Genomic DNA, 20866 nt, shown 5'->3' on the forward strand with positions numbered 1-20866 from the left:
TCTTAGAAGTTAGCTAAAGCAGCGTTCAGCGTTTCGCTTGGGCGCATGGCTTTGCTGGTTTCCTCTTCGTTCGGATGGTAATAACCGCCGATGTCAACTGGCTTGCCTTGTGCTGCGATCTGCTCGTCTACGATCTTCTGCTCGTTGTCCGTTAGCTCTTTCGCTAAGCTAGTGAAGCGATCTTTCAGCTCCTGGTTCTTGGTTTGCTCGGCAAGTGCCTGCGCCCAGTACATAGCCAGGTAGAAGTGGCTGCCGCGGTTATCGATGCCGCCTACTTTACGAGCCGGCGACTTATCTTTCTCCAGGAACTCAGCATTTGCTTTATTCAGGGCTTCTGCCAATACCTCAGCCTTCTCGTTTTTGGTCTTGTAAGCCAAGTCTTCCAAAGAAACTGCAAGTGCTAAGAATTCACCCAGCGAATCCCAACGCAGGTAGTTCTCTTCTACAAACTGCTCTACGTGCTTCGGTGCAGATCCACCGGCACCAGTTTCAAACAAGCCACCGCCATCCAGCAACGGAACTATAGAAAGCATTTTAGCGCTTGTACCAAGCTCCAGAATCGGGAACAGGTCAGTCAGGTAATCACGCAATACGTTACCAGTTACCGAGATGGTGTCTTTACCAGCTTTGGCACGCTCACACGTATAGCGCATGGCTTCAACCGGAGACATGATCTTGATCTCAAGGCCATTGGTGTCGTGGTCCTGCAGGTATTTTTCTACTTTCTTGATCAGGTTTGCGTCGTGCGCACGCTGCGGGTCTAACCAGAAAATAGCAGGTGTGTTGGTAATTCTAGCTCGTGTAACCGCCAGCTTCACCCAATCCTGAATAGGAAGGTCTTTTGTCTGGCAAGCTCTGAAGATATCGCCCTCCTCTACTTTCTGCTCCATCAGCGTGTTGCCATTCGCGTCAACTATACGCACGGTACCAGCCGCTTCCATCTGGAACGTTTTGTCATGCGAGCCATACTCTTCGGCTTTCTGCGCCATCAGACCAATGTTCGGCACAGTACCCATCGTAGTCGGGTCGAAAGCGCCATTCTCTTTATTGAACTGGATCACTTCCTGGTAGATCTGCGCGTAAGAACGGTCCGGAATGATCGCTTTGGTGTCATGCATTTTGCCATCTGGTCCCCACATCTGGCCAGACGAACGAATAGCTGCCGGCATAGACGCGTCGATGATCACGTCGCTTGGAACGTGCAGATTGGTAATGCCTTTATCAGAGTTCACCATTGCCAGCTCAGGGCGGTTGGCCATCTCCGCTTTCAGGTCAGCTTCAATTTCTGAGCGCTTCTCGGCTGGCAGGTTCTGGATTTTGGCATATACATCGCCTAAACCATTGTTGGCATCCACACCTAGCTCTTTAAATGTAGCTGCGTGCTTCGCAAAAGTATCTTTAAAGAAAACGGTTACCGCGTGGCCAAACATAATAGGGTCGGAAACCTTCATCATAGTAGCCTTCAGGTGCAGCGATAACAGGATGCCTTGCTCCTTCGCCTCAGCAATTTCCTTCTCCAGGAAAGAACGAAGTGCGTTTTTGCTCATCACAGAAGAGTCCATCACTTCGCCGGCTTTCAAGGCAACTTTATCTTTCAGCACTTTGGTATCGCCATTCGCGCCTACAAACTCTATGCGTACATCGGTAGCGTTATCAACTACCACAGATTGTTCTGTACCGTAGAAGTCGCCGCCTGTCATGTGTGCTACGTGCGTTTTAGAATCAGATGACCATTTACCCATCGAGTGCGGGTGGCTCTTGGCATACTGCTTCACGGCATCGGCTACCCGGCGATCAGAGTTACCTTCGCGCAACACAGGGTTTACCGCACTACCTAAGATCTTTGCATAACGTGCCTTCGCATCTTTCTCAGCATCGTTCTTTGGGTCAGCCGGGTAATCAGGTATGTTGTAGCCCTGCGACTGCAGCTCTTTTATTGCCGCTGTCAGCTGCGGAATAGAGGCGCTGATGTTTGGCAGCTTAATGATGTTCGCCTCTGGCGTTTTAGCCAGGTCTCCCAGGTAAGCCAGGTCATCGCTCTGCTTCTGCTCTTCCGTAAGATTCTCCGGGAAAGCGGCAATGATACGACCGGCCAGGGAAATATCTCTTGTTTCTACTTCTATGTCAGCAGCTTTGGTAAAAGCCTGTACAATAGGTAAGAAAGAGCGTGTGGCTAAAGCAGGCGCTTCATCGGTAATAGTATAGATAATTTTTGATGCTTTTGTCGTCATTCTAGTTTTTTGTTTAAAGCCGAGCCTCTGCATAACCAACAGAAGCTACAGGTTAAAAATACTCTGATTTAGGTTGCTATAATGTATAAACTCAGCTAAAGGGCCAAGTGTTTTAGCCCTGCCGATTTAGGGAACAAATATAAGAGTCTTTTTGATATTGGTGGGTTAAAGCAGCAGGTTTATACTTAGTGAGGCCGCGTACTTTAAGCTGTCTGTGATTATCCAGCCCACCTAAGTTATAAGGACTAACCAGCACGCATGCGCTTATTTCATTTAAAAACACTTTTAATAACACTATGTACACAGCAGGCTATACTTGCTAAATAAAAAAGGAGCTTGGTTTAATGAATTCCTGCATTTACCTCAAAATCTGCTACCGACGAATAACCCCTGCTACAACGCTACGTGTTACAGAAGTTCCCTTATTAAAACCGCCTGATATAACGTATGCTACGCACTTTAAAAGCACCAGCACTTATTTTAACATATATACTTTGCCTGTTCCTAAACTGCTCGCCTACAGCAATTTCAGCGCCTTTGCGTATTATGGCTCTGGGCAACTCTATTACACAGTCTAACGCTGCCAATTACAGTTACCGCTATAACCTCTGGAAAAAGCTGATAGACGCTAACCTGGAGGTCGATTTTGTAGGGTCGCATGCGGTGCATTTTGATGGTAACCCTAACTGGCCTGCATACAAAGGCCAAAACTTTGATCCGGATAATGAAGGGCATTGGGGCTGGAGTGCAGACCAGATTCTGAATGGCAACGGCGACCCAGGGCAAGGCAAACTAAGCCAATGGCTAACCGGCTATACTCCTGATATTGTGCTGATGCATGTAGGAACCAATGATATGTTCCGAGAACAACCACTAGACGAAACTTTAAATGAACTACGGGAAATAATCAGGCTCATCAGAGGCAAAAACCCACAGGCAACCATACTTCTGGCTAAGCTCATACCTGCCCACGACCAAGTAGCAGGAACAAATGCTGCCAATAATATTATAAATTTCAACCAGCAGATACCGGCATTGGCGCAGGAACTGAACACAACAGCATCGCGGGTTGTGATGGTAGACCAGTATACCGGCTTTAACGCTACCATCGGTGCAGATACCTGGGATGGCATACACCCCAACGCCAGCGGCGAGGAGAAAATGGCCCAGCGTTGGTTTGATGCAATCATGTCTGTTTTGGGTACGTTGCCAGTAGAGCTTGTGTCGTTTGATGGCAAATTTGTGGAAGGCAAGGGAGTAGAGTTGCATTGGAAAACAGCATCAGAAACCAATAACGCATACTTTGAAGTACAACGCTCCGAAAACACTAGTAATTTTACAACCATCGGCACAGAAGAAGGCGCCGGCACCACGCAAGGCCAGACAACATACACGTACCTTGATACAAACGCGCCCACCGGTAATGTATACTACCGCCTCAAACAGATCGACTTAGACGGCAGCAGCGTATACTCCAAAGTAATTCATGTGCAAACTTCGCCGCTAAGCTCTGGCTTACAAGTTTACCCTACCCGGTCACGGGGCAACTCACTACATTTAGCCCTGCACTTCCCAAGACCATACGCTGAAGCAGAGGTTTTTATTTATGCGGCAGATGGTAAGGCAGTAGAACACTTTAAAGTAAAAAGCAACGCGAGTGGCCGCTTTGAGCAAGCGTTAAACGTAAAGCATTTAAAAAGCAATTGCCTGTACTTGGTAAAAGTTATGGCAGGCGAGCAGCAATTGCAGGCTAAGTTTATTATCGATCGGTAGCAAAACAGGTATAAGAACTCAGCCCTGTGCCTGTAACAGTTGTATAACCTGCTCGTCAGAGACTTGGGTAAACTCTTCGTAAAACTGCCCTACTGCCTGAAAGTATGGCGGAGTCAGTAAACACACCACATCATCTACCATGTGCTTAAACCGTTCAACAGCCTCATAAGGGCCAACGGGCACGGCAATTATTATTTTGCGGGGCTGCTCTGCCCTGACTAGCTCTACAGTAGCCTCCAATGTTTTACCAGTCGCAATACCATCATCCACAATAATGGCAACTTTATCTTTTAGCGGCACCCGCTCCCGATCTCCCATAAACAGTTTATACTTCTGCTGCAGGCTAACGCGAATGCGTTGCACCTCGCGATCAATGTATTCTTCCGGAACTTCTGCCCGGGCATCTACCACAACACTTTTAAGGCTTACCGCACCTATGGCAAACTCAGGGTTAGCCGGGTGGCCAATTTTCTTTGTTAATGTTACCTCAAGTGGCATGCCCAGGCTTTTGGCAATAGGTGCTGCCACCGGCACACCACCCCGGGGTATGGCCAACACTACGCCAGCTTCTCCTTTATACTTTTCTAACCGCTGTGCCAGCAACGCCGCTGCACTTTCGCGGTTTACGATCATATCCATAAATTTAATTCCAAAGCAGCAAGCATGTAAGCACGCTAAGCCATAAATCTAAGTATAATAAAAGTTTTATCAGGGCTGGTTTTGCTGCAGGGGGTGCTGCTTACTGGGCTGCAGGTATTTTCTAAACCAGTCGGTAGCCAGTTGGGCAGCCATTTCTAAAGCACCCGGCTCTTCAAACAAATGGGTGGCATCGGGCACAATCTCCACATCCTTCAGGCATTGCAACCGATCCTGCGCCTGCCTGTTCAGGTCGACAACTTCTTCATCCAGGCCTCCTACAATAAGTAAAGTCGGGGATTGTACATCGGGTAGCACGGCATCGGCCAGGTCTGGGCGACCGCCACGGCTAACAACCGCCTTTACAATATCTCCTAAGGCAGCTGCGGCACCTAAAGCGGCGGCGGCACCTGTGCTTGCCCCAAAATAGCCGACATTATAGTTGGTCAGGCGGCTGTCTTTCAGCACGAAGTTAGTCGCCTCTATCAGGCGCTGGGTAATCAGCGTAATGTCAAAGCGATTATCCTGCCTCTGGTCTTCCTCGGGCGTTAGCAAATCAAAAAGCAAAGTGCCAAAGGCTGATCGTTGCAGGTGCTCTGCAACAAATTGGTTACGGGCACTCAGGCGGCTGCTCCCGCTGCCATGGGAGAAAATCACGAGGCCCTTTGCATTCTCCGGCACAGCCAGATTACCAGTAAGCGTAACCGGTCCTATTGGAATATGCACTTCTTCTTGTATTGTTAAGTTTGTCATAGCGTTACCTGTTTTTTGCAACATCAGCACATGCTGTATGCTTTGATTACGCCCACCAAATGGCAAAGTTCAAAAGGTGATACCATTACTAGCCTGTATTCGTAGTGCAAGTATAAACACACCGCCAGCCCATGCAAAAACTTTCACGACTCCTGATGGCGCTACTACTCCTAAGCGCCTGCAGCACAGACCGCTCCGCATCAAACACAGCAGAAACAGATCCGGCAGCCTCTGACACTACAGCCAAGCCATCGGCCTCAGCCACAACAGACTTTGATGCAGCTTTTGCACGTTTTTTTGAGGCGCTGCACAATTCAGATACCGCTGCCATCAACCAATTTATACACCCAACTTATGGCTTGTGGATTATAGAGCAGCCGGGAGCCGTTCCTAAAATGACGCAGGTTTATGACATCAGTAAGTTTGGACGAGAATACCAGAGCAAATCCTTTTTTACCATTGCCCCCGAGGTACAGCATTGCAAACTAACAAAAGAGGCCTTTCCTGCTTTTGACTGTGCTGAGATGAACTACGACGCTGGAAAAACGGGATTTAGCAAAGATGGCTGCTTTGTATGGGAACCCGATAAATTTAAAAGCAGCGGCTACTGGAATTACGCTAACCTCTCTGAAAGCCAATTGCAACGCATAAAAGAAACCTTGCCCCACATACAGCGCTCTGTGCTGCACACAAAAACTGCCTTCGAGTTTCATTTTGGCTATGTCGATGCCCAATGGCACCTGCTGTTTACCAAGATCATCTACCCATGCAGCGCGTAACAGCACTTTTACATGTTTCTTAGTTCGTTCTCATCCCGGCAGAAACTAATCCGGTGAGGCATACTTACGTACAACAACTCATTTAGTAAACAGCACATCAATACCGATTTTCCGCTGATTAAAAACCGAACTACATGGCCTACTACAGAAGATACGACTACCCTGCACCCGACCCTGCCTTGATGCAAGCACTTTTAGAGCAGCAAAAACAAATGCAGGAGCGCATTATCATCCAGAAGCCAGACTTCGACCTGAAGCTTATTGCCGGCTGCGACTCTTCCTTTATTGGCGAAGACACCATTCTTTCTGTGTTTGTGCTGCTTACTTACCCTGGGCTGGAGGTACTCGAAAAGGTATGGCACCATGGTCCTGTAGATTTACCTTATGTGCCAGGTTTCCTGTCTTTCCGGGAAGCCCCGAACTTGCTGTTGGCGTACCAAAAGCTACAACAAAAGCCAGACCTTATCATGGTAGACGGCCACGGCATTTCGCACCCACGCAAACTGGGTATAGCCACTCACCTGGGGCTGCACCTGAACAAACCAACTATGGGCGTAGCCAAAAAGGTGCTTGTAGGCAAGTATAAAGAACCTGACCAAACCAAAGGATCTGTCTCGCCGCTGCTTTACAAAGATGAAATAATTGCTAATGTGCTCAGAACGAAGGATAACGTAAAACCGGTATTCGTATCAGCCGGCCATTTAATGGACCTGGATACTGCTACAAGTATAGCCAAGGCTTGCGCTATAAAACATAAGCTACCAGAGCCAACGCGGTTAGCAGACCATTATGCTGCAGTATTTAAAAGTGAAGTGAAATAGCGGTGTTCTCTTTTAGATTAACTTCAACTTGCTCTCCTTAGCCCAGGCGGAGCGTGCTGCTAGTACTGCTAAAAAGTATAAGCGCTGTACTTTCTGCCCAAATTCCCTTCTACCAAGATCTTCATAAGATGAAGGAAAGCAATGGTTTGGATTATAACAATCAAAGTAAGAAAGGTAAAAACCCCTGCCCGAGACAAGGGAGGTAGTAGACCCGGAATTACAGAAGCTACTGTAAACAGAAACTGTAAATCAAATATAAAGTTTCTCACTACCGAACTTATACTTACCATGTAGGCAAAAATTGTCTACTCCATGTAATCCTATTAAGCCCATTTCTGACAGAAAGTCTGTTTTAAAAAGGCACATGCTTCTCAAGCCTGACATTATTTCAGTAAAATCACCCAAAAATACCATTGGTAAAACCTTTGCTGATACCCTCGTAGAACTAGAACTGAGGGGAAAACAGATAAAGGCCATGAACTTTAACAACTATACTATCAAAGCTCAGGAAGCTATCCAGAAGGCTACCGAGATAGCAGGCGGCAACCAGCAGCAGGCTATCGAGACCGGGCATATATTAAAGGCAATTCTGGAAACAGACGAGAATGTAACTAATTTTCTGCAGCAAAAGCTGAACATCAACGGCAACATCCTGCACAGTAAGCTGGATGAGGTTGTAGCTGCTTACCCAAAAGTGAGCGGAGGCAGCCCATACTTAGCCAACGATGCGGCAGCTGCACTACAAAAGGCAACATCATATTTAAAAGAGTTTGGCGATGAGTATGTAGCCATAGAGCACATGCTGCTGGGCATACTTGGCGGCCGCGAAAAAGTTGCCGGCTTAATGAAAGATGTTGGCTTTAACGAGAAAGACCTTAAAAAAGCAATTAAAGAGCTACGCGGCGGCGCCAAGGTAACAGACCAAAACGCCGAAGCCAAGTATAACTCGCTGAAACGTTACGCCCGCAACCTGAACGAAATGGCCCGTAGCGGCAAAATTGACCCGGTTATTGGCCGCGACGAGGAGATACGGCGCGTGCTGCAAATACTGAGCCGCCGCACCAAAAATAACCCGGTACTGCTCGGTGAGCCTGGTGTAGGTAAAACAGCCATTGTAGAAGGCCTGGCGCAGCGCATCGTATCCGGCGACGTACCTGAAAACCTGAAACATAAAACGCTGATGAGCCTGGATATGGGTTTACTGGTGGCAGGCGCCAAGTATAAGGGTGAGTTTGAAGAACGCCTGAAAGCTGTTATAAAAGAGGTAGTGGATGCCGAAGGCGAGATCGTACTGTTTATTGATGAGATTCATACGTTGATTGGTGCCGGCGCAGGTGGTGACAGCGCTATGGATGCGGCCAACCTCTTAAAACCAGCTTTGGCGCGAGGTGAGCTACATGCCATAGGTGCAACTACGCTTAAAGAATACCAGAAGTATATCGAGAAGGATAAGGCCCTGGAGCGTCGTTTTCAGGCGGTGATGGTGGATGAGCCAAGTGTTCAGGATGCCATTTCTATACTTCGCGGTATCAAAGACAAGTATGAAGTACACCACGGAGTACGCATAAAAGACGATGCGATCATTGCTGCCGTAGAGCTCTCAAGCCGCTATATTACCGACCGCTTTTTACCAGACAAAGCGATTGACCTGATGGATGAAGCGGCTGCCAAACTCCGTATCGAAATCGACTCGCTGCCAGTAGAGCTGGACGAAATTCAGCGCCGCATTATGCAGCTGGAGATTGAGCGCGAAGCCATCCGCAGAGAAAACGATAAGGACAAGGAAACGATACTTTCGAAAGAGATTGCCGAGCTATCAACCAAACGTGATGACCTGAAAGCCAAATGGCAGAATGAAAAGCAGATCATCGAGGGCATCCAGAAAGAAAAAGAGAACATTGAGAGCTACAAACTGGAAGCAGAGCAGGCAGAACGCTCCGGTGACTATGGCCGTGTGGCAGAGTTGCGCTATGGCAAAATTCAGGAAGCTGAAGCGAAACTGAAAGAACTACAGGAGCAGGTACGCCAGATGCAGGGCGAAAACCCGATGCTGAAAGAGGAAGTAAACTCTGAAGATATAGCCGAGATTGTAGCTAAATGGACAGGGATTCCGGTAAGTAAAATGCTGCAAAGCGACCGCGAAAAACTATTGCACTTAGAGCAGGAACTAGGCCGCCGTGTGGCAGGCCAGGAAGAAGCCATTGAGGCCATTTCGGATGCCGTGCGCCGAAGCCGTGCCGGTATGCAGGACCCCAAACGCCCGATTGGATCATTCATCTTTTTAGGTACAACCGGTGTGGGTAAAACCGAGCTTGCCAAAGCATTAGCCGATTACCTGTTTAACGACGAGAACGCGATGGTGCGTATCGATATGAGTGAGTACCAGGAGCGCCACGCCGTTAGCCGTATGGTTGGAGCGCCTCCAGGCTATGTAGGTTATGACGAAGGTGGCCAGTTAACGGAGGCCGTACGCCGCAAGCCATACTCTGTTGTATTGCTCGATGAGATAGAAAAAGCGCACCCTGATGTGTTTAACATACTATTGCAGGTACTGGACGACGGCCGCCTGACCGACAGCAAAGGGCGTGTGGTGAACTTTAAGAACACCATCATCATCATGACGTCCAACATCGGCTCGCACATCATTCAATCTAATTTTGAGACGATGGATGAGTTTAACCATGACGAGGTGATTGAACGCACCAAGGAGGAAGTGTTTGAGCTGCTGAAAAAGTCGGTAAGGCCGGAGTTTTTGAACCGTATTGATGAATTGGTGATGTTCCGTCCGCTGAGCCGAGAAGATATCCGCAAGATTGTAACGATACAGTTCCGCCATATACAAGACCGATTGCAAGACACCGGCATACGCCTGATTGCAACCGACGAGGTGCTGGATTACCTGGGCGAGCAAGGTTACGACCCACAGTTTGGTGCCCGACCTCTGAAGCGTGTGATACAGCGCCAGGTACTGAATGAGTTGTCGAAAGACATACTTTCCGGTAAAATAAGCAAAGATGCCGTGGTTGAGGCTGTACTGGATAAGAACAGAATAGATTTCAACAACATTGATGTTGAGATCCCGACAGAGAAGTAATTTTGATTAGTTTAAAGTTTAGCAACAGTAAAGCGGCACTTTTAAAGAGGTGCCGCTTTTTTTGGTTATTTATGCAAACCACCCTTACTCTAACACAAGCTTCATCTTTGAAATCTTATAAATAACTTCCCTACCAACCCGTAACAAGCTGTACTTTAGGCCAATTAAAGATATAAACATAATTGTATTTTAATTTATGCCAACGCATCAAAAATGAGCATAAAACAACAAATGTATAATTAAAATTTGCACTAAAACACCAACCCCCATAATTAGCCGGCGTATAACAAGCAGTATTTAAAATTTAGAAAGCTATGAAAAAGATATTTTTTTATTGTATTGCAGGTTCATTAGCCGTAACTACTGCTTGTAGCAGTACAGACTCCGCTACAACCGCCGACTCATCAACTTATGAAACATCAGAAACCGTAACAGCAGCCGGCAGTACCAACGATGCGACAACTACAGAAACTGGTACAACCACGACAACAGGCACCTCTACAACAACGGGCACGACAACTGAATCAGGCTCTATGGGTACCACTAGTACTACTGATGCTACCGGTACCAGCACTACTACAGGTACAGCTGGCACAACCAGCACAGGCATGGATACAGACATGGCAGGCGAGATGACCACGTTGACAAACCTGGATGACATGACCTTTATGATGACTGCCGCAAGCAGCAACATGCTGGAAATAGAGTTAGGTAAAATGGCTGCTGAAAAAGCAACTGACCCAGAGGTTAAAGAGTTTGCACGCATGATGGTGGATCACCACACAAAAGCAAGCAAGGAAATGAAATCGATAGCCTCGGAAATGGGTGTAACGCTACCAACTACGCTCATGCCAATGCACCAGAAAATGGTAGATAAGCTATCAAATAAAACTGGCGACGAACTTAACGAGGACTACATGGACACCATGGAGACAGCCCATAAAATGGATATCGCCATGTTTGAAGCAAAAACTAACAATGCGAAATCACAGAGCGTAAAGGCCTTTGCGTCTAAAACATTACCTACGCTTAAGTCGCACCATGAAAAAGCAAACACCATCGAAGATAAAGTAGACTAAGCTTTAATTTTAAATAACTTGAAAGGCGCCAGAGGATAAAACCTGCTGGCGCCTTTTTTATTTTACCGGATTCAAAACCCCTATTCCCCCGTGGTTACCCATTTCATTGCCTGCTTCTTATGGGATAGATCATAGTACTGCACGCCCCGTTTCTTTACTGGGCTGATAAGCTTTGCCGCCCATTCCTGCCAGTTCTTATCTCAAACCATTGCCACACGGCCATAGTCTAAGCCATGCACTACATCAAACAGACCATTCTCGATGGCAGCAACCGGCTGTACCCAATCCACATCATCCATTTCGTAGTACAGGTGCACTTCCTGGTAGCGCTGCATCAACTCCCGGAGCAAATTGCGATACGTATCAAAATCAGCTATTGTAAGTTTGTTTCTGATGCGGACAGCAAGTATAGCATCGCGGGTTTCTGGCAATATTTCAAGCATACTTCGCTCAGTTAAGCTTTATACTTTATCTCTTGATTCGTAATACATACAAACACTTTACAACCTTCCCATTTATACTTGGCAGCCCTGCCCAGGTTCCAGTTAAATGAGTTTATACTTTAGCAATTGCCTGCTAATGCATATTTTGCAGCCACTATACTTTTAAATGCGAACGATGTACAAAAAACGCTTCCTTCTCCTGCTCCTCAGCCTCACCCTGCTTACGGCACAGGCAAAAGTAGATACGCTTGTCATAAACAGCCCATCAATGCAAAAAACGCTGAAAGCAGGCGTGGTTACGCCGGATGGCTACAAAAAGAAAAAGAATGGCCCTTACCCGGTTTTATACTTACTGCATGGTTACAGCGGTAATTTCAGCAATTGGCTTAAGGTGCCGCCACAAAAAGACCTTTTGCAACGCATGGCAGACAAGTACCAGTTTATAATTGTAACACCCGATGGCGGCTACAGCAGTTGGTACTACAACAGCCCCGTAGACAATAAAAGCCAGTACGAAAGCTTTATCACCTCCGAACTGGTAGCTTTGGTAGACAGCAAGTATAAAACGATAAAGGAAAAGCATGGTCGTTTTATTTCAGGTTTAAGTATGGGCGGGCACGGTGCGCTATACTTGTCGACACGGCACCCGGAGTTATACCATGCTGCCGGCAGCATGAGTGGCTCTGTAAACATTGCCGCCATCGACAGGGAAAAGCTACTGCAAAGCATCGAAGCCGTACTTGGTCCTAAAACAGAGAACCAGCAGCGCTTTGAGGAAAACTCTATTGTGCAGATGGTACCACGACTGAAGCAAAGCGGTGTGCATTTTATTATAGATTGCGGTGTAGACGATTTCCTGATCGAAGACAACCGTGAGCTGCACCGAAGATTGGTAGCCGAAAAAGTGCCTCACGATTACATTGAACGCCCGGGTGCACACTCATGGGCTTACTGGAGCAATGCGTTGGAGTACCACCTGCTTTTCTTTCAGAAGGTGCGAGCAACAGCTTTGCAGCAAACGGTAAAGTAAGTATAAGCCGCCGCAAACTAAGCAGCAAACCTGTGCCTGATTTGCCGGAGCACCCTAATAATGCGCACACGCGAGATATCATAAAACATGGCGATAACCAACAGACCGGCAGGAACGAAGAAAATATGGTAGTGCAACACAGGAAACAGGTAACCGCCTGCCACAGCGCCTGCCAAAAAGAAAAGTATGATTACCAACCTAAGCGTAATACGGTGCCCTAGCCCGGCCTTTTGAGCTGACGACGGTAGCGTGGCAGCAGCCAGATCTATACCCAGATCGGTAAAAATGCCGGTGAGGTGCGTAGTGCGCACCACCGACCCTGAAATCATGGATACCATAGCATTTTGCATGCCCATCGCAAAAAGCAGGCTACCCGCAAAAACTTCCTGCGCTGCCACCTGTCCGTCGTAGCGGTGGCCGTACAGGGCATTTAGCGCCAGAATACCAATCTCTAACAGGATAGGCAAAGTATAGGCAAATGTTTGATTGCGCCCTACCCTGCCGATAATGAAACTAGACGAGAAAGCACCAAGCAGGAACAGAAACATCCAAAACCCAATAATGCGCACCAGCCGGAAATCGCCCTGCGAAAGGCTTTCGGCAAAAAAGGCGGCGTGGCCGGTAACATTGGTTGTAAGCACCGCAAAAGCCAGCAGGCCGGCAATATTTACAAGGCCCGCCGTCAGGCAAAGCAGCGCTGCCAACCTGATGTTGTGTTTAAAGTTACGTCGATGTCCTGTGTGCCGTAGCATAGGCAAAAGGTAAGAACTTTTTACTCCTCTTGCTGCAATTTAATCTGCAAATTACTGTTAAGTTAACAGCACAGATCAAACCTGCAGGTTCTTTATACTTCTAAAAACTTTAGCCCCTGCCTGCAAGTATACATTCACATAAAACAGCTAACTTTCCTGTTCCTCTCGCATTAGCAGATGCCCCTATGAAAGCATACTTTATACTTCTTTCGCTGGCCTTGGTTTATACTTTAGCCAGCTTTACTTATCCAGGCCAGGAGCATCATTACTCGATTGTGGGCAGCTGGAAACTTACCGCTATTCAATTTAATGCCGACGAGAGAACAGCGCAGCAAGAAGAGCAGGTAAACAACAGCCTCTCCCAATCAAAAACCAGGTTTGTGTACGAGAGCACAGGGCAATTCAAGTTGGTGCTCAGCGACGACGGCAGAGGTTTGCAAGGAGGCTACCATTACGACCCTCAAAACCACATCCTAAGTATAAAGTATGGCTCGCACACCGATACCGCCCTTGTAAGCTGGGTAAACAAAAACAAAATGATACACATGACCAAAGACGGAAAAACAAAAACCGTGTTGGAGCGTGAGTAAAGTATACTTACCGGCTGCTGCCCAAAGCGTTCATACGCCACAAATTAGCATTCTATCATAAGCCTTTGCAGCAGTTCACAATTTAAATTAGAATCTGCAGCCTTACCTGCTGCTGCAGGGTTGCTTTACAATGTGCAAACACGTAATTTGCCACATTGCAATTGTCTTACTATTACAAAATCAAGGCTGTGTCTTCTGTTTTCACTACATACGTAAAGCTGGGCTTTCATCATATTTTCAACCTTCAGGCCTACGACCACCTATTGTTCTTGTTGGCGCTTTGTGCCATTTACACGCTAAACGATTGGCGCAAAGTATTAGCTTTAGTTACCAGCTTTACTATTGGCCACTCTATTACGCTGGCACTGTCCACGTTCAATATCATTAAGTTTGATACTGCGCTTATCGAGTTCCTGATCCCGGTAACGATACTTTTTACCTGCTTCACAAACTTCTTTAAACTTAAGGGGGCAGCTACAAAACAACGTACTATTCTGTCGTTTCATAACCTGTTGGCCATTTGCTTTGGGCTGATACACGGCATGGGCTTCTCTAACTACCTGAAGTCTTTGCTGGGCCGCGGCTCTGACACCTGGATGCAGTTGCTTGCCTTTAACATAGGCATTGAGCTGGGCCAGCTCCTGATCGTGGCTATCCTGCTTCTAATTGCCTTTGTCCTCATGAACGTCTTCAACGCCAAGAAACGCGACTGGATTATGGTGCTGTCGAGTGCAGCAGCAGGCATTTCGCTTATCCTGATTATGGAAACCAATATTTTTTAGCACACAATACCTAAACTTAATAGCTCTTAATGCTGATGAGAAAACTATTTACTGGCTTAGCTTTGGTTGGTTTGCTTGCAGGCCCTGCTATAGTGCAGGCCCAGGACAACACCGATAAATCTAAGTTTAAGCAACTGCAGCAGGAGCTGCCAACGCCAAACACGTACCGTACCGCCTCTGGCGCACCGGGCCACGAGTATTGGCAACAACGTGCTGATTATACTATAAAAGTTGAGCTGGACGATAAGAACCAATCCATTAAAGGCTCCGAAACCATTACCTATACCAATAACTCCCCGGATGTGCTCTCCTACGTGTGGGTGCAACTGGACCAGAACATCTACGAGCCCAACTCGATGACGAACCTGACCCAGACCGGCGGGCTAAACGACCGTATGTCGTTGCAGGCCGTGGAGCACCTTACCCGCGAGAAGTTTGACGGAGGTTTTAAGATTGAGCAGGTAAAAGACCGGAACGGCAAAGCGCTGAAGTATACCATCAACAACACCATGATGCGTATAGACCTGCCTTCGCCGCTTAAAACAAAACAAAGCTTCACTTTTAGCATCGACTGGCACCACAATATAAACGATCAGAAAGCCTTGGGTGGCCGCTCAGGTTATGAGTATTTCCCGGAAGACGGAAATTACCTGTACGAGATGGCGCAATGGTTCCCGAGAATGGCTGTTTATGACGATGTAAATGGCTGGCAGCACAAGCAGTTTTTAGGCAGCGGCGAGTTTGCTTTGCCTTTCGGAGACTATAAAGTAAGTATAACCGTACCTGCCGACCATGTTGTTGGCGCAACCGGCGAGCTCCAGAACGCGAGCCAGGTACTTACATCAACACAACAAAAGCGCTGGGCCGATGCTGCCAAAAGCGATAAGCCTGTAGTAATTATCACACAAGACGAAGCTACAAAAGCAGAAAAAAACCCGGTAAACAACAAAAAGACATGGGTTTATGCCGCTAAAGATGTACGCGATTTTGCATGGGCAAGCTCCCGTAAGTTTATCTGGGATGCCATGAACGTGAAAGTGGCCGGCAAAAACGTGCTGGCCATGTCGTATTACCCAAAAGAGGCTAACCCGCTCTGGGGGCAATACTCTACTGAGGCAGTTGCGCACACGCTAAAAGTATATTCTAAGCATACAATTGATTACCCTTACCCGGTGGCCATATCGGTTCACGGGCCTGTAGGTGGCATGGAGTACCCGATGCTTTCGTTTAACGGGTACCGCCCTGAGGCAGATGGCACCTATTCTGACCGTACTAAGTATGGTTTGATCTCTGTGATTATACATGAGGTAGGCCATAACTTTTTCCCGATGATCATCAACTCGGATGAGCGCCAATGGACCTGGATGGATGAAGGCCTGAATACGTTTATGCAATACCTGGCAGAGCAGGAGTGGGAAAAGAACTACCCATCGCGCCGCGGTGAGCCTGCCAACATTGTGGAGTACATGAAGAGCGCTAAAAATATGCAGGTGCCTATCATGACGAATTCTGAATCTATACTTCAGTTTGGCAACAATGCCTATGGCAAGCCAGCTACGGCTCTTAACGTTTTACGTGAAACAGTAATGGGCCGCGAGCTTTTCGATTATGCTTTCAAGGAATACTCCACCCGCTGGGCCTTTAAACACCCAATGCCAGCTGATTTCTTCCGTACCATGGAAGATGCCTCAGGCGTTGACCTGGATTGGTTCTGGAGAGGCTGGTTTTATACAACCGATCATACAGATATCGCAATCGAAAACGTGAAATGGTTTACCATTGATTCGCAGAATCCGGAGTTTGTAAACGCACAGCTACGCGAGCAGCAAAACAAGGCACCTAAAACGTTATCGCAGCAACGCAACCTAAGCGCTATACCTAAAACCAGGCTGGACGAAAGACCAGAGCTAAAGGATTTCTACAACAGCTACGACCCGTTGGCTACCACAGCCTCAGACCAGCAGCGCTACCAGGCTTTCCTGAAAGACCTGACACCGGCACAAAGAAAAGTGCTTGACTCTGGCTTGAACTTCTATGAAGTGGGCTTTAAGAACCTTGGAGGGTTGGTGATGCCATTGATCGTGCGCATGGAGTTTGAAGACGGATCAGAAGAGATTGTGAACATTCCGGCAGAAATCTGGCGCTACAACAACGAGGAGATCACCAAAGTGTTTATTACAGAGAAGCCGGTGGTTAATTTTGAGCTAGACCCATACCTGCAGACTGCGGATACGGAACTATCTAACAACGCCTACCCTCGTCGTGTAACGCCATCAAGATTTGATATTTACAAGCAGCAGCAGCGCGAACAGCAAAACCCAATGCAACGCGAACGCGCCACCAGCCGCAACAGCACGAACAAATAAGCTTATTTCACTTCAAACAGCAAAGCCCCGGAGCACATCCGGGGCTTTGCTGTTTGTAAACCTTAAAGCACTTATACTTTCAGTTGCTATTTAATCCTATACATCATTACTTTACCAGATGCGGAGCAAAAAAGAAACGACAGTAGCTACTCGTGCTGGTTGCCGCTTCTGGTTAATCGCCGCCATACTTATTTATAAAGCTTTGCGACACTCTGTCCCCTTTTCTAACATAAGGCCTGATAATTAAGCGCGTGCTGTTTTCGTAAGTAAAGAATTTATAAACCCAGTTACTAAGCACTACAAGTTTGTTCCGGAAACCGATGAGGTACATGATGTGCACGAACAGCCAGATAACCCAGGCAAAGAAACCGCCCAGGTGCATGTTGTTTGGCAGGTCTGCCACAGCGCGGTTGCGCCCGATAATAGCCAACGAACCCTTATCATAATATTTAAAAGGCTCGAGCGGCTCTTTTTTGATAATGCGTTTCAGGTTCTTTGCCAACAACTTGCCTTGTTGTATGGCTGGTTGGGCTACGCCTGGGTGGCCTTTCGGGAACTCAGGCGTTTTCATCATGGCCACATCTCCTATGGCAAAAATATTGTCGTATCCCACTACCTGGTTAAACTCATTCACAAGATACCGTCCGCGCTCTACGCACTCTTCTGGCAAGCCCCCGATAACAGCACCAGAAACGCCAGCAGCCCAGATCAAAGTATTTGTCTTTATTTGTTCACCACCCTTCAAAATAGCCGTTTCGCCATCATAGCCCTCCACTAGTGTGCTTAGCTTAATGATGATGCCCATCTCGTTCAGGTACTTGTAGGTTTTTTGGCTAGCTTCCGGCGACATCGGGGGCAATACCCTATCCATGCCCTCTACCAGGTAGATGTTCATTTTAGTAAAATCCACGCCGGGATAATCAGAAGGCAAGATATGCTTTCTCATTTCGGCAAGCGCTCCGGCAGTTTCTACACCGGTGGGGCCCCCTCCCACAATCACAAAGTTAAGCAGGCTTTGCTGTGCCTCCGGGTCGGTCGTCATGCTGGCCTGCTCAAAGCATTGCAGCAGCTGGCTGCGCAGGTTTAATGCGTGGGGTATCTGCTTTAGCGGGAAACCGTACTTCTTTATCTGCTCATTGCCAAAGTAGTTTATTTTAGTGCCTGTGGCAATTACAAGAAAATCGAATGCAAGGTCGCCTACAACTGTTTCCACAGTTCTGGCAATAGGGTTTATGTTGGTAACCTTCACCAGCCTGAAATAAAAGTCTTCGTACTCGTCGCCGCCAAACATCTTGCGGAGCGGCTCGGCAATGGAATCCGGTTCTAAGCCGGCGGTGGCTACCTGGTACAAAAGCGGCCAGAAGCCATGGTAGTTTTGCCTGTCGAACATCACCACCTGGAAGTTTTTATCAGAAAGCTTTCGGGCTAAATTAATGCCTCCGAACCCCCCTCCTATTATTACCACCCGGGGTTTAGTGGTAGCGGGTATATTAAGCGATAGCTTATCAGGTTTAAGCATAGTTTATTTTGTTTAGGTCGTGTTACAGCAAGCTGAAATTTGCTGCGCTGCGTGTACAGAACATACAGCTCTCTATCGCAAAATAACGCAGGGGACTGCAGTAAGTTACTTTTATACTTGCTATAGCGCTTGCATAAGGTAATTAAAAGTATAAATCAGCACCCAAAGTATAAGCTACAGCCTTAGCGGCATGGCTTACCACCCTGTATAAACCGTTGATAAAACTATACTTGCAGGTACGGGCTACTTGTTGTTGCCTTTAAATATCGCATCGATAAGTGCCGGAATGGCAAAGGGACTAATGGTAGGGTACATAACCCTGTTTTGCTGTTGCTGTATTTGCTGCTGGTTCCAGAACCTGAAGTTGGCGGCACCATCCATTGGGGTATTCTTAAATAATTCTTCCAGCCTTTCGGGGTCGAGGTTGCGCATGGCCATGGCGCGGCCCTCGTCTGGCAACTTCACATTTGCGACAGCTTCTCTAAAATCACGTTCTGTTGGCCACGGGAAAACATCTACCGTCGGAAGCTCGGTTGGGTCTTCCTGCATCTGCATAATAATAGAGTAGCTCTCGCTGCTATAAGTTTTTGGGATGATGAGGTATTGCTTTTTATACCCCAGGGCACTAAACAAAACGCTATCACCGGCCACTACGGGCATCGAGAAGAAGCCGAATTCGTTTGATTGGGTTCCCCGGTTGGTTTTAGGAACATATATACTCACGCCAGCCACCCCATAAAGGCTATCGCCGGTAGCTACAAAACCAGATAGCTGCACCACACGCTGTTTGCTTTGTGCCACTGCTTTTTCGGGCATGGCAACTAGCAGTAAAAGCATAACGATAATAGCTCCCAGGCTCTTTCTAAAGTATTCTTTAGCTGTTGTGTTGTGGTGCACTCTAAAAATCATTTCGTACAATAATATGATTTATTATTTTATAATAGCAGCTTTTACCTAATTTTGTTTCTGTTTCCACAGCAACCATGAGGCTCAAACACTTCAGTATATCCTTTGGCGAACAGATTCTTAAAGCGCTCGCAGACGAATCTCGCATCCGCATCCTCAACTTGATTTTGCGCAACAAAGAGATGTGCACTTCTGACCTGGAGCAGGTGCTTGACTTTACCCAGACAAAAACCTCCCGCCACTTAGCTTACCTGCGCAATGCCAGCCTGGTAACCAACCGAAAGATAGACCAATGGGTATTTTATACTATCAAAGAGGAAGGGGCAGACTTTACAACTCAAATCTTTAATTACCTGGAGCGCGACACGTTGCTTCAAAAAGACCAGGAAACATATGAGATTCTATACTCTAACCGCGAACTGGCCATCAATAAATTACAGACCCGCCGCTGGGTGGCGCCATAGGTTTTAGGGTGTTGCTATAACTGTTAAACCGCTGTTTTATTGTAAGGTTTAATTTAAAGCACCGCCATCGTCTCAAACTTAAGCGCAACATAGCTGTTTAAGGTTCGTTCACGAGATTTTCTCCTTATATTTTGCCCGCATGAAAACGTACCAGCACATCCTCTTCGACCTTGACCACACCCTTTGGGACTTCGAGAAAAACTCGGAAGAGACTATTTATACTTTGTACGACCAGTTTGAGCTTGCCGGCTTCGCAAAGTTTGACCGCACCTCTTTTTACAAGAAGTATAAATTTGTGAACACGCTGATGTGGGACCTCTACAACAAGGGCAAAATAAACCAGAAGGAACTGCGCGAGTACCGGTTTAAGAAAACGCTGATGGGTTTGGGCTTGGAGGAGCATGAAGTGCCGGCAGGCATATCAGAAGCATACACAGATCTTTGCCCTACAAAAAAGGCAGTTTTTCCTTATACTTACGAGGTGCTGCAGTACCTGCAACCAAAGTATGACCTGCACATAATCACCAATGGCTTTAAGGAAGTGCAGCATGTAAAAATGGCATCTTCTCAATTACAAAGCTATTTTAAAGAGATTGTAACATCTGAGTGCTGCGGCTATAAAAAACCAGACCGCCGTATGTTTGAGCATCTCTTAAACCGCATAGAAGTTAAACCCGCTGATTGCCTGATGATTGGTGATAACTTTGAATGTGATATTGAGGGTGCCATGGCATGTGGGATAGACCAGGTATATTTTAACCCTGAAGGTGTTCGTAGCAAAAAACGTCCAAAACCCACTTACGAAATCATGTGCCTGAGTGAGCTGAAAGCCATACTGTAAAGTATAA

18 protein-coding genes are annotated in these 20866 nt (G+C 47.0%); 11 read left to right on the top strand and 7 right to left on the bottom strand.

Translation table 11 applies throughout. From position 1 onward, the window contains the following. Positions 1-2 precede the first annotated feature (2 nt). The gene (locus Q1A23_RS04010) at positions 3-2231 is read right to left on the bottom strand and encodes an NADP-dependent isocitrate dehydrogenase (RefSeq protein ID WP_299819787.1); all 2229 of its coding nucleotides are present in this window, start codon (positions 2229-2231) and stop codon (positions 3-5) included. A gap of 447 nt (positions 2232-2678) precedes the next feature. On the opposite strand from Q1A23_RS04010, the gene Q1A23_RS04015 reads away from it, so the two are divergent. After that, positions 2679-4004: a GDSL-type esterase/lipase family protein gene (locus Q1A23_RS04015; protein ID WP_299819788.1), complete on the top strand. Its 1326-nt coding sequence runs from the start codon at positions 2679-2681 to the stop codon at positions 4002-4004. 18 nt (positions 4005-4022) lie between these two features. Here Q1A23_RS04015 and Q1A23_RS04020 read toward each other — a convergent pair whose 3' ends face one another. Beyond that, positions 4023-4643 (bottom strand): phosphoribosyltransferase family protein, encoded by a 621-nt coding sequence (locus Q1A23_RS04020; protein WP_299819791.1) that lies wholly within the window; start codon positions 4641-4643, stop codon positions 4023-4025. Positions 4644-4712: 69 nt separating this feature from the next. Next, the gene (locus Q1A23_RS04025; protein WP_299819793.1) at positions 4713-5393 is read right to left on the bottom strand and encodes a dienelactone hydrolase family protein; all 681 of its coding nucleotides are present in this window, start codon (positions 5391-5393) and stop codon (positions 4713-4715) included. Positions 5394-5524: 131 nt separating this feature from the next. Between Q1A23_RS04025 and Q1A23_RS04030 the strand changes: the two genes are divergently transcribed. The 4 genes from Q1A23_RS04030 (at position 5525) to Q1A23_RS04045 (ending at position 11166) form a co-directional block, all read left to right on the top strand. Beyond that, complete coding sequence (locus Q1A23_RS04030) at positions 5525-6172, top strand: hypothetical protein (RefSeq protein ID WP_299819795.1); 648 nt, start codon at positions 5525-5527, stop codon at positions 6170-6172. A 134-nt stretch (positions 6173-6306) separates the two neighbouring features. Beyond that, positions 6307-6993: a deoxyribonuclease V gene (gene nfi / locus Q1A23_RS04035; protein ID WP_299819797.1), complete on the top strand. Its 687-nt coding sequence runs from the start codon at positions 6307-6309 to the stop codon at positions 6991-6993. A gap of 475 nt (positions 6994-7468) precedes the next feature. Continuing rightward, positions 7469-10087 carry an ATP-dependent chaperone ClpB gene (clpB, locus tag Q1A23_RS04040; protein ID WP_299820106.1) on the top strand — a complete coding sequence of 873 codons (2619 nt, stop codon included), beginning with the start codon at positions 7469-7471 and terminating at the stop codon, positions 10085-10087. 314 nt (positions 10088-10401) lie between these two features. After that, entirely contained in the window at positions 10402-11166 is a 765-nt protein-coding gene (locus Q1A23_RS04045; RefSeq protein WP_299819799.1) for a DUF4142 domain-containing protein, read from the top strand. A 200-nt stretch (positions 11167-11366) separates the two neighbouring features. On the opposite strand, the gene Q1A23_RS04050 is transcribed toward Q1A23_RS04045, so the two are convergent. Beyond that, entirely contained in the window at positions 11367-11609 is a 243-nt protein-coding gene (locus Q1A23_RS04050) for an STAS/SEC14 domain-containing protein (RefSeq protein WP_299819801.1), read from the bottom strand. Positions 11610-11784: 175 nt separating this feature from the next. Here Q1A23_RS04050 and Q1A23_RS04055 point away from each other — a divergent pair, with 175 nt between their 5' ends. Continuing rightward, a complete protein-coding gene (locus Q1A23_RS04055; protein ID WP_299819803.1) occupies positions 11785-12639 on the top strand; it encodes an alpha/beta hydrolase family protein in 855 nt (284 codons plus the stop codon). 17 nt (positions 12640-12656) lie between these two features. On the opposite strand, the gene Q1A23_RS04060 is transcribed toward Q1A23_RS04055, so the two are convergent. After that, positions 12657-13391, bottom strand: coding sequence for a YoaK family protein (locus Q1A23_RS04060; protein WP_299819806.1), 735 nt, complete (start codon positions 13389-13391; stop codon positions 12657-12659). Between the two features lie 185 nt (positions 13392-13576). Between Q1A23_RS04060 and Q1A23_RS04065 the strand changes: the two genes are divergently transcribed. The 3 genes from Q1A23_RS04065 (at position 13577) to Q1A23_RS04075 (ending at position 17129) form a co-directional block, all read left to right on the top strand. Further along, positions 13577-13981 (top strand): hypothetical protein, encoded by a 405-nt coding sequence (locus Q1A23_RS04065; protein WP_299819809.1) that lies wholly within the window; start codon positions 13577-13579, stop codon positions 13979-13981. A gap of 188 nt (positions 13982-14169) precedes the next feature. Then, positions 14170-14763 carry a HupE/UreJ family protein gene (locus Q1A23_RS04070; RefSeq protein WP_299819812.1) on the top strand — a complete coding sequence of 198 codons (594 nt, stop codon included), beginning with the start codon at positions 14170-14172 and terminating at the stop codon, positions 14761-14763. Between the two features lie 35 nt (positions 14764-14798). Further along, positions 14799-17129 carry a M1 family metallopeptidase gene (locus Q1A23_RS04075; RefSeq protein ID WP_299819813.1) on the top strand — a complete coding sequence of 777 codons (2331 nt, stop codon included), beginning with the start codon at positions 14799-14801 and terminating at the stop codon, positions 17127-17129. Between the two features lie 172 nt (positions 17130-17301). Here Q1A23_RS04075 and Q1A23_RS04080 read toward each other — a convergent pair whose 3' ends face one another. Both Q1A23_RS04080 and Q1A23_RS04085 read right to left on the bottom strand, forming a co-directional pair. Then, positions 17302-18648 (bottom strand): NAD(P)/FAD-dependent oxidoreductase, encoded by a 1347-nt coding sequence (locus tag Q1A23_RS04080; RefSeq protein WP_299819815.1) that lies wholly within the window; start codon positions 18646-18648, stop codon positions 17302-17304. Positions 18649-18891: 243 nt separating this feature from the next. Beyond that, positions 18892-19557, bottom strand: a complete 666-nt coding sequence (locus tag Q1A23_RS04085) for a carboxypeptidase-like regulatory domain-containing protein (protein ID WP_299819817.1) — start codon at positions 19555-19557, stop codon at positions 18892-18894. 74 nt (positions 19558-19631) lie between these two features. Between Q1A23_RS04085 and Q1A23_RS04090 the strand changes: the two genes are divergently transcribed. Together Q1A23_RS04090 and Q1A23_RS04095 are read left to right on the top strand one after the other, a co-directional pair. Further along, positions 19632-20018 carry a metalloregulator ArsR/SmtB family transcription factor gene (locus tag Q1A23_RS04090; RefSeq protein WP_299819820.1) on the top strand — a complete coding sequence of 129 codons (387 nt, stop codon included), beginning with the start codon at positions 19632-19634 and terminating at the stop codon, positions 20016-20018. A 139-nt stretch (positions 20019-20157) separates the two neighbouring features. Then, positions 20158-20859: a YjjG family noncanonical pyrimidine nucleotidase gene (locus Q1A23_RS04095; RefSeq protein WP_299819823.1), complete on the top strand. Its 702-nt coding sequence runs from the start codon at positions 20158-20160 to the stop codon at positions 20857-20859. Positions 20860-20866 lie beyond the last annotated feature (7 nt).

Source organism: uncultured Pontibacter sp. (assembly GCF_947492645.1).
GTDB lineage: Bacteria > Bacteroidota > Bacteroidia > Cytophagales > Hymenobacteraceae > Pontibacter.

Excerpts from the sequence above, each read along its gene's own strand:
- Q1A23_RS04090 (WP_299819820.1), top strand. The coding sequence starts at position 19,632 with ATGAGGCTCAAACACTTCAGTATATCCTTTGGCGAACAGATTCTTAAA.
- Q1A23_RS04095 (WP_299819823.1), top strand. The coding sequence starts at position 20,158 with ATGAAAACGTACCAGCACATCCTCTTCGACCTTGACCACACCCTTTGG.
- Q1A23_RS04050 (WP_299819801.1), bottom strand. The coding sequence starts at position 11,609 with ATGCTTGAAATATTGCCAGAAACCCGCGATGCTATACTTGCTGTCCGC.
- Q1A23_RS04010 (WP_299819787.1), bottom strand. The coding sequence starts at position 2,231 with ATGACGACAAAAGCATCAAAAATTATCTATACTATTACCGATGAAGCG.
- Q1A23_RS04045 (WP_299819799.1), top strand. The coding sequence starts at position 10,402 with ATGAAAAAGATATTTTTTTATTGTATTGCAGGTTCATTAGCCGTAACT.
- Q1A23_RS04080 (WP_299819815.1), bottom strand. The coding sequence starts at position 18,648 with ATGCTTAAACCTGATAAGCTATCGCTTAATATACCCGCTACCACTAAA.
- Q1A23_RS04065 (WP_299819809.1), top strand. The coding sequence starts at position 13,577 with ATGAAAGCATACTTTATACTTCTTTCGCTGGCCTTGGTTTATACTTTA.
- nfi (WP_299819797.1), top strand. The coding sequence starts at position 6,307 with ATGGCCTACTACAGAAGATACGACTACCCTGCACCCGACCCTGCCTTG.
- Q1A23_RS04060 (WP_299819806.1), bottom strand. The coding sequence starts at position 13,391 with ATGCTACGGCACACAGGACATCGACGTAACTTTAAACACAACATCAGG.
- Q1A23_RS04025 (WP_299819793.1), bottom strand. The coding sequence starts at position 5,393 with ATGACAAACTTAACAATACAAGAAGAAGTGCATATTCCAATAGGACCG.
- clpB (WP_299820106.1), top strand. The coding sequence starts at position 7,469 with ATGAACTTTAACAACTATACTATCAAAGCTCAGGAAGCTATCCAGAAG.
- Q1A23_RS04015 (WP_299819788.1), top strand. The coding sequence starts at position 2,679 with ATGCTACGCACTTTAAAAGCACCAGCACTTATTTTAACATATATACTT.
- Q1A23_RS04055 (WP_299819803.1), top strand. The coding sequence starts at position 11,785 with ATGTACAAAAAACGCTTCCTTCTCCTGCTCCTCAGCCTCACCCTGCTT.
- Q1A23_RS04030 (WP_299819795.1), top strand. The coding sequence starts at position 5,525 with ATGCAAAAACTTTCACGACTCCTGATGGCGCTACTACTCCTAAGCGCC.
- Q1A23_RS04020 (WP_299819791.1), bottom strand. The coding sequence starts at position 4,643 with ATGGATATGATCGTAAACCGCGAAAGTGCAGCGGCGTTGCTGGCACAG.
- Q1A23_RS04075 (WP_299819813.1), top strand. The coding sequence starts at position 14,799 with ATGAGAAAACTATTTACTGGCTTAGCTTTGGTTGGTTTGCTTGCAGGC.
- Q1A23_RS04085 (WP_299819817.1), bottom strand. The coding sequence starts at position 19,557 with ATGATTTTTAGAGTGCACCACAACACAACAGCTAAAGAATACTTTAGA.